General features: G+C 48.8%; 18 protein-coding genes and 1 tRNA gene. 15 read left to right on the forward strand and 4 right to left on the reverse strand.

The features are described from left to right. The first annotated feature begins 16 nt into the window (after positions 1-16). The 6 genes from P40081_RS06780 to P40081_RS06800 all read left to right on the forward strand — a co-directional run bounded on the left by P40081_RS06780 (position 17) and on the right by P40081_RS06800 (position 3,922). Entirely contained in the window at positions 17-358 is a 342-nt protein-coding gene (locus P40081_RS06780) for an Imm3 family immunity protein (protein ID WP_042134298.1), read from the forward strand. 415 nt (positions 359-773) lie between these two features. Continuing rightward, positions 774-1,418, forward strand: coding sequence for a hypothetical protein (locus P40081_RS06785; protein WP_042134299.1), 645 nt, complete (start codon positions 774-776; stop codon positions 1,416-1,418). Beyond that, positions 1,393-1,545, forward strand: coding sequence for a deaminase domain-containing protein (locus tag P40081_RS37315; protein ID WP_081969850.1), 153 nt, complete (start codon positions 1,393-1,395; stop codon positions 1,543-1,545). Before P40081_RS06785 ends, P40081_RS37315 begins: the two co-directional genes overlap by 26 nt. 11 nt (positions 1,546-1,556) lie before the next feature. Beyond that, positions 1,557-1,964 (forward strand): hypothetical protein, encoded by a 408-nt coding sequence (locus P40081_RS06790; protein ID WP_042134301.1) that lies wholly within the window; start codon positions 1,557-1,559, stop codon positions 1,962-1,964. A gap of 531 nt (positions 1,965-2,495) precedes the next feature. Beyond that, a complete protein-coding gene (locus P40081_RS06795; RefSeq protein WP_042134303.1) occupies positions 2,496-2,933 on the forward strand; it encodes a DUF3788 domain-containing protein in 438 nt (145 codons plus the stop codon). Beyond that, the gene (locus tag P40081_RS06800) at positions 2,930-3,922 is read left to right on the forward strand and encodes an NHL repeat-containing protein (protein ID WP_042134305.1); all 993 of its coding nucleotides are present in this window, start codon (positions 2,930-2,932) and stop codon (positions 3,920-3,922) included. Before P40081_RS06795 ends, P40081_RS06800 begins: the two co-directional genes overlap by 4 nt. A 19-nt stretch (positions 3,923-3,941) precedes the next feature. On the opposite strand, the gene P40081_RS06805 is transcribed toward P40081_RS06800, so the two are convergent. Both P40081_RS06805 and P40081_RS39235 read right to left on the reverse strand, forming a co-directional pair. Continuing rightward, positions 3,942-4,586, reverse strand: coding sequence for a nitrogen regulation protein NR(II) (locus P40081_RS06805; RefSeq protein ID WP_042134307.1), 645 nt, complete (start codon positions 4,584-4,586; stop codon positions 3,942-3,944). A gap of 36 nt (positions 4,587-4,622) precedes the next feature. Continuing rightward, the gene (locus P40081_RS39235; protein ID WP_076242814.1) at positions 4,623-4,820 is read right to left on the reverse strand and encodes a Rha family transcriptional regulator; all 198 of its coding nucleotides are present in this window, start codon (positions 4,818-4,820) and stop codon (positions 4,623-4,625) included. A gap of 148 nt (positions 4,821-4,968) precedes the next feature. On the opposite strand from P40081_RS39235, the gene P40081_RS06810 reads away from it, so the two are divergent. The 3 genes from P40081_RS06810 (at position 4,969) to P40081_RS06820 (ending at position 6,577) form a co-directional block, all read left to right on the forward strand. Beyond that, a complete protein-coding gene (locus P40081_RS06810; RefSeq protein WP_042134309.1) occupies positions 4,969-5,337 on the forward strand; it encodes a helix-turn-helix domain-containing protein in 369 nt (122 codons plus the stop codon). Between the two features lie 119 nt (positions 5,338-5,456). Further along, positions 5,457-5,539, forward strand: a tRNA-Leu gene (locus P40081_RS06815). Positions 5,540-5,632: 93 nt separating this feature from the next. Next, positions 5,633-6,577 carry a polysaccharide deacetylase family protein gene (locus P40081_RS06820; protein WP_081969851.1) on the forward strand — a complete coding sequence of 315 codons (945 nt, stop codon included), beginning with the start codon at positions 5,633-5,635 and terminating at the stop codon, positions 6,575-6,577. A gap of 139 nt (positions 6,578-6,716) precedes the next feature. Here the strand turns inward: P40081_RS06820 and P40081_RS06825 are convergent, their stop codons facing one another. Next, positions 6,717-7,196 carry a glutathione peroxidase gene (locus tag P40081_RS06825; RefSeq protein ID WP_042134311.1) on the reverse strand — a complete coding sequence of 160 codons (480 nt, stop codon included), beginning with the start codon at positions 7,194-7,196 and terminating at the stop codon, positions 6,717-6,719. A gap of 187 nt (positions 7,197-7,383) precedes the next feature. On the opposite strand from P40081_RS06825, the gene P40081_RS06830 reads away from it, so the two are divergent. The 3 genes from P40081_RS06830 to P40081_RS06840 all read left to right on the forward strand — a co-directional run bounded on the left by P40081_RS06830 (position 7,384) and on the right by P40081_RS06840 (position 8,891). Next, on the forward strand, positions 7,384-7,803 hold the full coding sequence (locus P40081_RS06830) for an organic hydroperoxide resistance protein (RefSeq protein WP_042140820.1): 420 nt from the start codon (positions 7,384-7,386) through the stop codon (positions 7,801-7,803). A 283-nt stretch (positions 7,804-8,086) separates the two neighbouring features. After that, the gene (locus P40081_RS06835; protein ID WP_039296361.1) at positions 8,087-8,365 is read left to right on the forward strand and encodes a hypothetical protein; all 279 of its coding nucleotides are present in this window, start codon (positions 8,087-8,089) and stop codon (positions 8,363-8,365) included. 127 nt (positions 8,366-8,492) lie between these two features. Further along, a complete protein-coding gene (locus P40081_RS06840; RefSeq protein ID WP_042140821.1) occupies positions 8,493-8,891 on the forward strand; it encodes a thiol-disulfide oxidoreductase DCC family protein in 399 nt (132 codons plus the stop codon). A gap of 109 nt (positions 8,892-9,000) precedes the next feature. On the opposite strand, the gene P40081_RS06845 is transcribed toward P40081_RS06840, so the two are convergent. Then, positions 9,001-10,191, reverse strand: a complete 1,191-nt coding sequence (locus P40081_RS06845) for a copper amine oxidase N-terminal domain-containing protein (protein WP_042134312.1) — start codon at positions 10,189-10,191, stop codon at positions 9,001-9,003. 293 nt (positions 10,192-10,484) lie between these two features. On the opposite strand from P40081_RS06845, the gene P40081_RS06850 reads away from it, so the two are divergent. From P40081_RS06850 to P40081_RS06860, 3 genes are all read left to right on the forward strand, one after another. After that, the gene (locus tag P40081_RS06850; protein ID WP_042134314.1) at positions 10,485-11,642 is read left to right on the forward strand and encodes a P-loop NTPase family protein; all 1,158 of its coding nucleotides are present in this window, start codon (positions 10,485-10,487) and stop codon (positions 11,640-11,642) included. Next, complete coding sequence (locus P40081_RS06855; RefSeq protein WP_042134316.1) at positions 11,639-12,910, forward strand: TadA family conjugal transfer-associated ATPase; 1,272 nt, start codon at positions 11,639-11,641, stop codon at positions 12,908-12,910. The genes P40081_RS06850 and P40081_RS06855 overlap by 4 nt, the downstream gene beginning before the upstream one ends. Positions 12,911-12,972: 62 nt before the next feature. Continuing rightward, the gene (locus P40081_RS06860) at positions 12,973-13,764 is read left to right on the forward strand and encodes a type II secretion system F family protein (protein WP_042140822.1); all 792 of its coding nucleotides are present in this window, start codon (positions 12,973-12,975) and stop codon (positions 13,762-13,764) included. Positions 13,765-13,780 lie beyond the last annotated feature (16 nt).

The raw sequence follows: 13,780 nt of genomic DNA on the forward strand, positions 1-13,780 counted from the left end.
TGAAGAGAGGATTCCAATGGAGATTTGGAGTTATGAAGAGGCTAGTGAAATAGTTCGTGAAAATTTTGACCAATCCTTAGCTCTTGGACTGAATGTCACCCAATCAGTTGAAAGAGCGCTTTATGAATTTGAAACAGTAATTGAAGCAAATGAATTGGAAAAACTAATGATTTATATTATTTTGGTGAAATTAAGCGTTGAGCATAATGAAGTTCGACCCGATGTTTCTGATGAGTTTTTTAAACTTACAGAAGCCGATATATTATTGCACACACTAAATCAATTTGAGGATGCTGAACTAAACATTGTGAAAAAGGAGATAGAAGAGATACGGAGGCGGCTTTTCAGAGTAACCTAATTAAGGGAATATGTTTTTTAAATAGAGCTAAAAATGAGTTATCTTTAGTGCTGTGACTATCTGATTGATGGTAGATGGTAGATAGATGCATTAAGTGCCGTATGAACTATCGCAATTTTAGTTTGATCAGGTGGAGTAAACAACCTTGATTGACTTCGTGCTTTTCAAAGTTTTTCTTTGTTGGGAAGCTACACAGAGTCTGAATGAAAGCATCAGTCAACCAATAATAATGCCCGGATAAAGTTTTTACTATTTTGATTGCACGTACAAAGATACTTTAATGTTGTAGCCCGAATAATGCTATTCCGTTACCGAAGCAGGCCAATTATAGTCAAAAACGACATAATTGGCCTGTTTTCTCATTTCAGTATTATTGTCAGACCATCCTAGCAGGGTCAAACCATCAGAAAGCCAGTTGCTCATCAAGGAATTAACCAGCGAGGCTGAGAAGCTGGAGGATCTGATCCGTAGTGCCGTTCAGGGCGTCCAGGGTGTACAAGCCGAGAATAAGCGGCAGGCAGGTCAGCTCAGCCAGCAACTGGGTGTACTGGCAGGGTTATTTGGAAGCGGAGGCAGCCGTGGGTCATTCGGTCCACTTTCTATCCCCTTCTTGGCACAGAAGGCCGTGACCAGCCTGATATGTACGTTAACGATTCTAAGTACCAGGGATGAATGGAGCAGCGATCCGGTGGTGCAGAAGCTGCGGGGAATGATTCAGCAGTCAGGCCTGGTAAGCATCAATGGACTGGCCGCGCAGATGAAGCTGAAAGAGATTTACGAAGCACGGGAGCAGATTGGAAAGTCACAGACCGCCTACGAGGTGTATAAGACCTTTGGCAATCAGGCACAAATGGAGGCTGCACATCAGCAGGCAGAAGAAGCGCGCAAGAAGCTGAAGTCGATGGGGATAAGCGAAGTCCAGTATCAGCCCGGGAAGGACCTCAGCGGATATTACAAGCAGTTAGCTATCAAAGCCTGTGACTACGATCCTTCCATTACAGACAAAAGCGTACCACTGCTGGAGAAGGAAGAATATGCGCTCTCAAATAAAAGATCCTAATGTTAAAGGGCGAATAGATTTGTTTACAGAACTAGATGCGTGTCAAAGTTGTTCTAATTTAATTATGGGGTTTAGACGTAAGTTTCCAAATATTGAGTTGAATGTCTATTCTAAAAATATGAAATAAGGACTGATGATATGAATATGACAAGTTATGAATCGATAAAATCATCAATAGGGCTAGATTTTGAGGAATACATTGAAGAAGAAGGTTTAAATGTGGCTCAAGTTTCAGCAAAAACCTTGGAAGAAGACTGGAGAAGAGTAAACGATAGTTTATTTACTAAAACATTATATTTTATTTCTATTGCCATAGAGAGTTTAAAATATAAAGAAATTGCTGATTTTATATATTACAAGCTGGATATTTACCTTGAAAACGTTGAATTCGAAGAAAATATAGATAAAAATGACATTGAAAAGCTGGTGCAAGATATTCAAGTATGTAAGAAATTAATTGATAGTAAAGATGAGTATAAAATTAGGGAGACAAGCTTTGCTACTAAGTCAAGAGTAGAATACATCTTAGGTTTGAAAGTTGATTGACGTTAGTGTTGTAAAGGTGGTACTACGAACTTAAACAGGTGGAGGCTACTTAGTGCCGAATGAAAGCATCAGTCAACAAATAACAGATATAACCATGTAATGCCCTTATGAAGATTTTACTATTTTGTTAGAAAGCACGGGAATACTTTAATGGTGTAACCGAATAACGTTATTCGTCACCGAAGCAGGCTGATTATGGTTAGATACGACCATGATTAGCCTTGCTATTCATTTCAGTATTACTGTCAGACCATCCTAGTAATGAGAAGCTGGCTTCAATGGATAAAGGCGCTTCAGCAGTTACGTGCCAAGAGTGACCGTCCTCACTGGTATTGAGCCTAACGGACACTACTGGTTAAATCTGGGGTATATTTGTCACAGCAAGGTATTCCTTCGGAATTGAATCAAGCTATGGAGAACGGAAATCCTTAGCGATAAGGGTTTCCGTTTTTTTGCAATAAAATGCTACAATACTCGTAATGACAGCCTGCGAATGCTTGCTTTGAATCATAAATTCAGGGGAGTGCAGGTATGAATAGTGACCGGTTTACCGATAAAAACGAAATGCCAACGGAAGACGAGCTGTATTCATCTCTTGGAAGTGGGGCGAAGGATGCCTGGGTTCAATTAATGAGCTTTGCAGAGGAGCATTACGACCATGTAGCCGAATGGAATTATGGCGGCAAGAATTACGGCTGGAACGTCAGGTACCGTAAAAGTGGAAAAACCCTATTTAACATGTTCCCGGAGAAAAACGGATTTACCGTCCTGCTTGTCCTTGGAAAAAAGGAGATTGAAGGATATCAGGACAGATGTGCAGAGTTCAGCGGCGCTTTCCGCTCCGTGTATGATTCTGCAGCCCAGTATCATGACGGGAAATGGTTATGGATAAGGGTCGAAGCTGCCGGACAGCTTGAGGATATCCAAAGGATGATTCTGATCAAGAGGAAAGCGAGAGTCCGCCGATGAACTGGACGGTTGAACGTATTCTGCATTTTGAAGAGCGGAGCACAATTATCGACGGATACTGTCATTTCGGTTTTCACGACGGTCAGGGGAACCGGTTCATACTGGATCATGATACACATTGGCTGGGGAAAATAAGCAGGAGCAGCAATACGCTCAGCTGGACGGCCGGGAAGTCACCGGTGAGGGCTGGAGTCCGGCATATCCATGTTGATCTGGCTAACCCCACTTATATGACTACAATAGATTCAGATACAATCATGGTTGTAAGCAGCGGGAATAACAAGGTATTCCGGATAAATCACTTTACAGGCAGTTCGCAGCTATTGATCGCCGGAGACGTATGGGGGCTGAAGGACATCGGCAATTGCGAGTATGATCCGGGCGGTTTCTTGTGGATTAATGAGGTGACCGGATGCAGAGTGCACAAGTTCGACCTTGAAGGCCGGCTGCTTACCACTTTCGGTAACGGTGTACCAGGGGTTGCGCAGGATAAGGCAGCAAGGGATGAAGTGCAGTTTAATTGGATTTTTGATCTGCGGCGCGGGCCTGATGGCAATATCTATGTTCTGGATAGCGGGAATTATTGTGTACGGATGATTGATGTTAGCTGTGATGTAGTAATACGAGTGGCAGGTACGGGGACAGGTGGTTATTCCGGAGATGACGGCCCGGCATTAGAGGCAACCTTCGGATCTAATCAGGATGAGCACTTCGATGGGCCCTGGTCTTTGGCGATTGATGAGGCGGGCAATCTATTCATTGGAGACACACAGAATCATGTGGTTCGAACGGTCGAACACGAAACGGGGCGGATAACCACGATTGCTGGCCGTACTTCAAGAGTCCCTTCTTACATTAATGATTCAGCTATATCTATAAATCCGCTTGCTCTGCAGCTACCCAAAATTTGCAGTCTTGACTATTATAACAACCACTTGTTTATTCCCGAATGGGATGGAGAATTAATTATTCTGGCAAGGTCTCGCTAACAGAGCTTATTAACAGGATTCACCACTTCAGAGCCGCCGCATATTTCGGATACAGCTCGCGGATACAGTCCGGGCAGATATCATGGGTGAACTGTAAAGAGAGCTGCAGCTTCAGGAAACGTTCGATGGTGATCCATTCCTCCTGGCTGTTCCGGACTGACTTGCAGGCTGCACAGATGGGCACGAGCTGGGGGGTTGTATGAAGATGGACGACGCTGGGGCTCTGGGTTACAGGGGCAGGACCGGCAGATTCCTTTGCATTAGGGGAAGGGCCGATATCTCGAAGTGTAAGGACGGCGGTCTGATGCGCGGGTGCTTGTTGTTCAGTAATGAGCGGGAAGATATCCAGGTGAAATATTCTGCTGCTGCCACTGCCGGTCAGGAGAGTTACTTCAACACTGGAGGCAAGGCGGATTCCTTCAAAAATATCGCGCATGAGCTGCTCCAGCTTCACCATCCCGTCCGGATCAGCCAGCTTGTGCCGAAACAGCTCCAGCACATTCAATTCGAGCCAGTCCCCAGCACTTGAGAAGCCGTACAGCCGGTTAAAGTCTTCCCAGTGATCGCTGGCGAAACGGATGTCCCCAGTGCTGCCGATTACCAGCGAGTTATGCTTCATGGCATTCAGGGATTGAATGATGGAAGAAGAGATACTGTCCGGCAATGGTAATCGCTCCTTGGGTGGTGCAGGAATGACAAGCTAGGATGGCGGGAGGTTCAGCAGTTCGGCGACTTGGCGGCGGTAGCGGTCGGCTTTACGTGTGCCGTGAATCAGGTTGGATAGCCGATAGGGTGGGATGCCGTGTAACTCACAGAATTTCTTCTGGTCCAAATGCAGTTCTGTCAGACGCTGTTTGATAGCCCAGCCATATGGAGTAATAGGTCGTTTGCTGTTCAGATCACTCACCTCTTATCGACTATCCAGCCGCTATGTTATAATTAGGAAAAGACATAATAATAGTTAATTATATACTTTTTTACGTCATTTTACAATAAAAAATAACGTTTTTACGTATAAAACATTTTGGCGGAAGGCGGGTTACCGAATGCACTCCATTTACGAACGAATTGAATCTCTCATCAAACGGCAAGGACTTACGAAGAAAGCTTTCTGTGAGCAGCTGAATATCAGCACCGGCAACATGGGAGACTGGAAGCGGGGCAAGTCGACGCCCGGCACGCATAAGCTGATTGAGATCGCCGCATTTTTTAATGTGAGCCTCGATTGGCTGATTCTGGGCAAGCGGAGTGTGGACACGGTGAAAGAAAGCGGAGAGGATTATTTTTTTGGCCAAATACGGCAATTGAATTGCCAAACGGATGAACTGCTGCAGAAAGAGAAGGAGTTTATCAAGGAATACATTGAATTTACAGAGTACCGTAAGCGCAAGGCGGATGACGGGAATTCTAATTAAATAAGCGATGCTCTGACAGGAGTGAAAATTCTTAAAAGGGCATCTTTACTTTTTGCGGCAATGGATTTATAATATTGAATGTTGGCCTCAAACAAAGCTTTAACATTTGTTCACACCGCGCGGTAGTGGTGGAATGGCAGACACGCTATCTTGAGGGGGTAGTGGGTGTATACCCGTGGAGGTTCGAGTCCTCTCTACCGCATAACATGTAACAGCAGAAACCTGAAATTCCTTATCCATAAGGGACTTCAGGTTTTTTGCTGTTTATTTGGGTTTGCAGCTGCAGGAGCATGGAGTGAAATCAAATAAGAAGGGGATGAGGATGATGTATACCGGACGGAGTAAAGAATGGAGTGGGAAGCGGAGTCTGAACGGGCGCTGCCTGATTATTACTGCGGATGATTTCGGCATGTGCCACTCTATGAATGAGGCGATTATGAAGCTTTGGGACACGGGGGACATTACTTCCGCCATGATTATGATGCCAGGGCCCTGGGCTAAGCAGGCAGCTGACTATGCCGCACATAACCGCGAAGCGAATATCGGTGTGCATCTTACGCTTACTTCCAGTTTCCCGCAGTATAAGTGGGGGCCGGTGACGAGAGATGGAAGGGTTCAATCGTTAATGACTCAAGAGGGGTACTTTTGGGGGACATCGGCTGAAGTGGCGCTTCAGGCTGCTGAAGAAGCAGTCAGGACTGAAGTACGCAATCAGATCGAAGCCGCCATACGGATGGGGATTGATCCGACACATCTGGACAGTCATGAGGGCAGTCTATTGGGACTGGCGGGCGGACGCGATTTTCTGGAGCTGGCCTTCGACTTGTGTGAGGAATACCGGCTGCCGTTCAAGCTGCCCCGGAACATTGTGAACCAGTCTTTTTTATCTCCGCAGATGCGGGAGTTGTTCCAGAAGAGAATTCATTCGGCAGACCGCCGGGGAATCCCGCTGATTGATGATTTAATCATTCTGCCTTATGAGCAGGAGCAGGGGGAAGGTTATCCTGATGTGAGGCGGCAATTATCGCAGGCCATCCAAGAAATGAAAGCTGGAATAACGGAGCTGGTCGTGCACCCTTCAAGGGATACTGCCGAAATGCGCACCCTTACCCCCTCTTCGGCCAAAAGAGAAATGGAATATAACTTCTATATGGACAAGGAATTCAGACAGCTGCTGGTGGACGAAGAAATCCGATTGATATCCTGGAAGGACGTACGTGAACAGATGCGCTTGGGCTAGATAAGGCAAGGCTTGCGCCGGGGTTAATTACAGGAAGTTACCGGTAAGCTTAAGATGAAAAAAACACCCTTTACACCCGGCATTCATGCGGGCAGTAAGGGTGTTTGTATTTTGCGGCAGACAGATGAATTAGGTCGCTCTACTCCAGCAGCTTGGCGATGTCTGCTTCAATCTGGTCCGGTGTGGTTTGCGGTGAGAACCGCTTCAGCACGCGGCCTTCCTGATCCACCAGGAACTTGGTGAAATTCCATTTCACGCTCTTCGAGCCGAGTACGCCGGGTGCTTCTTTGGACAGATATTTGAACAGGGGATGAGCTTCGCTGCCGTTAACATTTATTTTCTCATACATAGGGAAGGTTACACCGTAATTAATCTCGCAGAACTCGGCGATGTCTTCACTCTCGCCCGGCTCCTGTTTGGCGAATTGGTTGCTGGGGAACCCCAGAACTTCGAATCCGCGGTCTTTGAATTTATCGTACACTTCCTGGAGACCCTTATATTGAGGAGTGAAACCGCATTTGCTGGCTGTGTTCACGACAAGCAGTACTTTACCTTTGTATTTGGAGAGTGATTCTTCCTGGCCCTTAAGGGTGTTGGCTTCATAATCATAGACACTCATGGATAATTCCTCCCGAACATTGATTTATCACAATTTAATTGTACACTATTCACCGTCAGAAGCAACCCTCCAGGTTGTGACAACATTGCATAATCGTTTCAAAATGCAGGGGATGTTTAAGTTAAAGGTATGTGTCGGTACAAAATCCGCTTGAAAAAGGAGAAGATCAAAGATGACTGCAGTGCAACTGAAGGCGTTATATACAGCTACAGCAACCGTTCGCGGGGGCCGCGAGGGTTCAGTGGAATCATCGGATGGAGCCCTTAAGCATGACCTCAAAATTCCGAAGGAGCTTGGCGGTCCCGGCGGTGCCGGTACGAATCCTGAGCAGCTGTTCGCGGCAGGATATGGTGCCTGCTATGAGAGTGCGCTAGCCAACATTGCCCGTAAGGAGGGCGTGAAGCTGCAGGATGTGGAGATCACTTCCAACGTGCTGATTGGCAAGGACGAGAGCGACGGAGGCTTCAAGCTTGCGGTTAAACTGGATGTGAAGCTGCCGGGTATTGAACGGTCTGTAGCGGAAGATCTGGCGAAGAAGGCTCATGATTTCTGCCCGTACTCGAAGGCGACCCGCGGAAATATTGAGGTTGAACTGAACGTACTGTAAGGTATGGTGAAGTTATATCATTGAAAATGATATGTTCCCGTATAAGGCCGGACAGCCGATGTCCGGTCTTATACTATGTGGAGCCGCAGAAACAACGGGTAGGAATGAACAAAGCTGGGAATAATGGCTAAATAGAGTCGGAGAAGGTTAGAAGTGCAATAAATAGCGGGCGCGAGCTTGCTGTTTGGTTGACATCACCCCGGAAATTCTTTAATATGTCTAAGTATCTGTTAATGTCGCGTGTGCTATTAACTACCAAAAATTTAAATAATGGGTGATGAAGATGTCTTACAGACCGAATATTACGAATGTGACTAAAGCCAGCAGCAATGATAAGGAAGGATTGTACGAGTTCATTATCAAGCTTGCTGACGGAACGGAGTGCCGCGCGTTCTACAATCGGTTTCCGGAATGGAAAATGACGAACATCAGCCGCCTGCTCAAGACGCCATGTCCGGTATGCCGCAAAGATTTCATCTGCAGATGCATGGATTCCTTCACAGCTGATTTCGAAGGGCAAATGATCGGGGACGAGTGGATTAACAAGGCAATTGCTGAATAATTACACGTACGGACGTTGTAGGCGCGGGAGCTATCCCGCGTTTTTTGTTTTTTTTCAGAAGAGGATATGAAGGGTACACTATGATTAAGAGGAAGGGGGCGGCGAAGTGGCTGAAGAGTACAAGGAAATGCAGGGTAAATCCATTGTGCTGATTGATGGAGTCTGTCATCTGTGCCAGGGGCTGGTCCGGTTCATTGTTCCCCGTGATCCCCGGGCGAACTTCATGTTCGCCTCCTTGCAGAGTGAGGCGGCCAAGGAATTGCTGAGGGCTGGCAGCCTGCCCGGCAATCAGTTAAACACTGTGGTGCTTGTGGAGAACGGCTGCTATTATACAGAGTCGGCTGCAGTGCTGCGGATTGCCCGCAGACTGCGGTTTCCGTGGCCGCTCGCATATGTGTTCATCCTGGTGCCGAAACCGCTGCGTAACGCCTTGTACAGGCTTGTGGCAAGGAACCGCTACCGCTGGTTCGGCCGGGATGAGCAGTGTCTGCTCCCGTCACCGGATCTGAAGCGGAGATTCCTGTAACCGGAAACCGGGTTTAATACAAAGCAGTGCCGTCCTCTGAGGGCGGCGCTGCTTTTTGGGTTGCAGATTATTTTGACGCAGATGAATTCAATGTTTCCTGAGCAGTTCCTTACGGCTTCAAAGGTTCCGTTTTAAGCATATAGCTCTGGGAAAGCTTCCATTTGCCGTCAGCAGACTTCTTCAGGGTTGTCACAGTGGTGGAGCGGCTATCCGGTAACGCAGGACCGCTTAGTTTCTTGGTCGTCTGCACCAGATATACGGAAGCTTCATCGGCTGTATAATCAATGATCTTGGAAGACTCGATAGCGGAATCCAGATCATAGACCTGGAACATCTGGGCATACACCTGTTTGGTCTGAGTATATGCGGGAGAAGTCTCGTCAATGGTCGAGAGCAGGCCGTCCAGGTTCTCTTTGTTGGTATAATCAAAATTAGCCTGAACCACAGCATTGATCAGATCTTCCTCAGCTTTGGGGACCGAAACTGCTGTTTCGAGTGTCCCCTCCGGAAGGGAATACTCTATTGCTTTGATCTGCAGATTGCTGATCTGCCACTGTGTGCTGCCGGTACTCCGGGTCAGGGAATAGATGTACTCAGCTTTGCTGTTCAGCATAAAAGCACCGCCGAGCTTCTTGCTGGTTTCGATCGTCTGCACAGTTGCTTCACTCTTCTGCACATCAATAATGTTCAGCTGCTCAATGGTGGTCTTGGTATCATACTCCGCCATTTGTTCCTCAAGCTGCGGACCAATCGCGGTTAGCGGAGACTGCGGATCGATAAGCGACACGAAACCTTTGGCATTCTCATTATTCAAATAGTCGGCGTACTTATCGAACAGGGCTGAGATTTCTTTGGTGGATGCAGCAGTGTCTGCTGCGCTGGTAATCGCTACGGTATTAGTTTTGGCATCCCAGCTCACCTGGTTGCCGGTAGCTTCACTGACGAAGCGCAGCGGGACATACGTCACATTATTAATCATCCGGGGAGCGGATACCAGCGACTTGACCGTTCCATTCACGCTGGCTTTTTTGCTGCCGATCTGCAGCTTGATGCTCAGGCCTTCCTTACTGGCGGTGACGGTGCTGGTCTTGGCATCCCAGGTAAGGTCCAGGCCCAGCTTCTCGAAGATCGGGCGCATAGGCACGAGGATAGAATCGTTGTCTTTGACCGGCGAGCTGGAGCTCAGGTTCAGCTTCTGCTGATCAATCAGGACTGTAATAGGTTGTTCTGCTGCGGCAGCGGATAAGCTGACTGCACCGGATAAGGCAAGAACGGCAAGGAATCCGGGAATTAGTTTCATAATTGTAAAACTCCTCTCTTAATCTGGACTAACTTATGTATGTACGAATGTATTATAAAGGTACGCGGAGAATGATCACATATCCCTTGCAGGACATGTAAGGTAGGGGGATTCTGGGAGGTTCACTCGGATATTGGTAAAAAAGATATTGCTGAGCTCTTATATATATGCTACTATAGCTGTAAATTAAAGGAACAGTAACGGAAGCACCGTTCAATGACCGTATCCCACGGTTATTGGCGGTGCTTTTTTTGCTGCCATTTTTGCCAATATTCTGAGAGGAGAGTGATTTCATGACGGCAAGAATTGTACTTGCAGTCCGGGAGAGCGAGTACATTGAACCGCTGCTGCATTATCTTCACCATAGTGAGTATGGGGAAATGCTGAGGATCACAGCGTTCAGCAGGCTGGACACTTTTATGGAATTTATGAAGGGAGACGAGATTCCGGATGCCGTTGCCGGTGATCCTTCCTTCATTGAAGCCTGGCTGGTGGAAGGAAGGAGCACGGTTCCGTGGGCAGTGTTGAGTGATGCGGGAGATCTGCCGAATGCCGGTAATGTGGCAGGAGGAATGAGGATTGCCAAATACCAGGCGCTTCCCTCGCTGCTGGAGTCCGTTCTCCAGCTGTGTGATCTGAAGCGGGTCAGGACTGCTGCTGCTCCCAAGGAGCAAACACTGCTGCTGGGGGTTGTCTCGGCAAGCGGCAGCAGCGGCAAAACAACGCTTGCCCTGAATATGGCGAAGCAGCTTGGTGCACTCGGCCTCTCGGTGTTCTACCTCAACCTGGAGAGTGTGGACAGCAGCGGATTATATCTGCGGATGCCGGGCGGTAATGCTCCGGGCTTTGAACGCCTGCTCTACGAACTCAAGGCTGGGGGAGACAACAAGGGAGGGAGGGGGAAGCCCTTATGGAAGGAATATGCGTTCAGGCATGATAGCCTGCGTTGTGATGCATTCAGACCTGTGGAGAATTTCAGGGAAATGCTTCAGATGTCACGGCAGGATACGCTGGAGATATTAGAAGGTCTGGCTGCGTCCGGAAGCTATGATGTGATCATTGCGGATACCGGAAGCATTGAGGAGGAGCGGGCTCAGGCTGTATTACACAGATGCGGACTCCTGCTGTGGGTACTGAAGAACGAGCAGGTAAGCCGGCACAAGACGGAACGCTGGCTTACCTACTTCGACAGCCCGCATTCCGGCATGCCCACGGAACTGAGAGCCAGGAGCAGATTCGTGATGAACTGCTGTTCGGATGCGGTGAATGACAACCTCGCGGATGCCCGAACCGGGCTGGCGGGTACACTTCCGTATATTCCTTCCTGGGAGATGCAGCATTACGGAGAGCTCTGCCTGAGCTCACCCCAATTCATAGCGGGAGTACAGCAGCTCTGCAGAAGCATTATTGAACCGGCATTGCCAGGCGTATTTACCGGGAGTTCTGCATGAATGAAGAAATGTTCAGAGCACTGCGCAGCGACATCCGGGCAGGGCTGGACGTTACTTCGGCCATAGGAAACCATGAGCTTGCCGCTTTTATTGAACGGATTATTCTAGGACGGGATAATTTGCAATTTTTGACGGCCAAGGAGAAGCATGAGCTGGTGAAGAAGCTGTTCGACTCCTTCCGGGGGCTGGATATCCTGCAGCCGCTGATAGATAATCCGGCCATTACCGAGATTATGATCAACAGCCATGAGGAGATCTTTGTGGAGGAGGACGGGATGATCCGCAGACTGCCGCTGGCTTTTGAATCCAGAAGCCGGCTGGAAGATATTATCCAGACTGTAGTCTCAGGTGTTAACCGGGTGGTGAATGAGTCTTCGCCAATTGTAGATGCCCGGCTGCAGGACGGTTCGCGTGTCAATATCGTGTTGCCGCCTGCTGCGCTAAGGGGCCCGGCAATGACCATCCGCAAGTTCCCTGAGACACCTATGACCATGGCCGAGCTGGTGACGCGTGAAGCGCTCAGTCAGGAAGCTGCAGAGCTGCTGCAAATTCTGGTTGCGGCCAAGTACAACATCTTCATCAGCGGGGGGACAGGCTCGGGAAAGACTACCTTTCTGAATGTCCTGTCGCAGTTCATACCGCCGCAGGAGCGTGTGATTACGGTAGAGGATTCTGCGGAGCTGCAGATTGTCACGGTCCCGAATCTGGTCTCGCTGGAGACCAGAAATGCCAACACGGAAGGAAGGGGTGAGATTACCATCCGCGATCTGATCCGCACTTCACTGCGGATGCGGCCGAACCGTATTGTTGTTGGTGAGGTGCGTGGAGCAGAATGCCTGGATATGCTGCAGGCGATGAATACCGGCCATGACGGAAGTTTATCAACAGGCCACTCCAACAGTGCGCATGATATGGTCAGCCGGCTGGAAACTATGGTCCTCAGTGCTGCGGAGCTGCCGGTCGCTGTAGTCCGTCAGCAGATCGGGTCAGCAATTGATATATTCGTACATCTCTCACGGCTCCGGGACCGTTCACGCAGAGTCATGGAGATTTGTGAAGTTACGGGTCTGCGCAGCGGAGAGGTTGAGCTGAATCCGTTATATGAATTTCGGGAAACCGGGGAAAGGGATGGCCGGGTACTTGGCGGCCTTGCCGCCTGCGGCAATCCGCTGCTGCATATAAACAAACTGCGAATGGCCGGAATCAGTGATTATTCATTGCTGCGCTTCAGCTCAGCCAGCCGGAAGCCAGAGGAGGTTGTGTCCTGAATGCCTTGAAGAACAGAAGCCAGAGTGTACCCAAAGCGGATAGAAGGATATTCGCGAAAGGAATAAAGCCGGTTCAGCCGCCTGGCGGATCTGCTGCGGGCGAGCAAGCAGTGCTTCCGGATTATACCCGGTACGAATTGAACGCCATGCAACGAATTCTGGTCATTCTGACAGGGGGTGTACTGTTATTTGGCCTTGGTTACCTGTTCTATCATCATCTGCTTCTCTCTGTGCTGCTTGTGCCGGGCAGTGCAGCCGGCCCCCGCCTGCTGCGCAAATATCTGCTCCAGCGCCGGCGCTCAGCGCTTAATCTGCAGTTCAAGCAGATGCTATTCTCGCTCTCTTCATCGCTATCTGCCGGACGGTCGGTAGAGAATGCATTTCGCGAGGCGGTGCTTGATCTACGGATGCTTGACCCTGAGGGAAGCGGTGACATGATCGCTGAGCTGAATATTATCTGTACCCGCATGGAGTACGGGGAGCCGGTAGAAGAGGCGCTGTATGATTTCAGCAAAAGGGCAGGCATGGAGGATGTGGAACGTTTTGCAGATGTATTCATGGTCTGCAAGCGGACGGGCGGGGATCTCGTGGAGATCGTGCGCCGCACTTCTACAATTATTGGAGAGAAGCTGGATATTCAGCAGGATATTGCGGTCAGTATTGCCCAGAAGAAATTTGAGGCCAAGGCCTTACTCGTCTCTCCGCTGATGATGGTGATGTTCATGAGCCTGACAGCGGGAGACTATATGCAGCCGATGTATACAGGTGCTGGAATAGGGGTCTCCACGCTGGCGCTGATTGCCTTATTTCTCTGCTATCTCTGGACCTCCAAGATCATGGATATTCCATTGTGAAGAGGAGGGAGGGTTG

Source organism: Paenibacillus sp. FSL P4-0081 (assembly GCF_000758565.1).
GTDB classification, from domain to species: domain Bacteria; phylum Bacillota; class Bacilli; order Paenibacillales; family Paenibacillaceae; genus Paenibacillus_AQ; species Paenibacillus_AQ phytohabitans.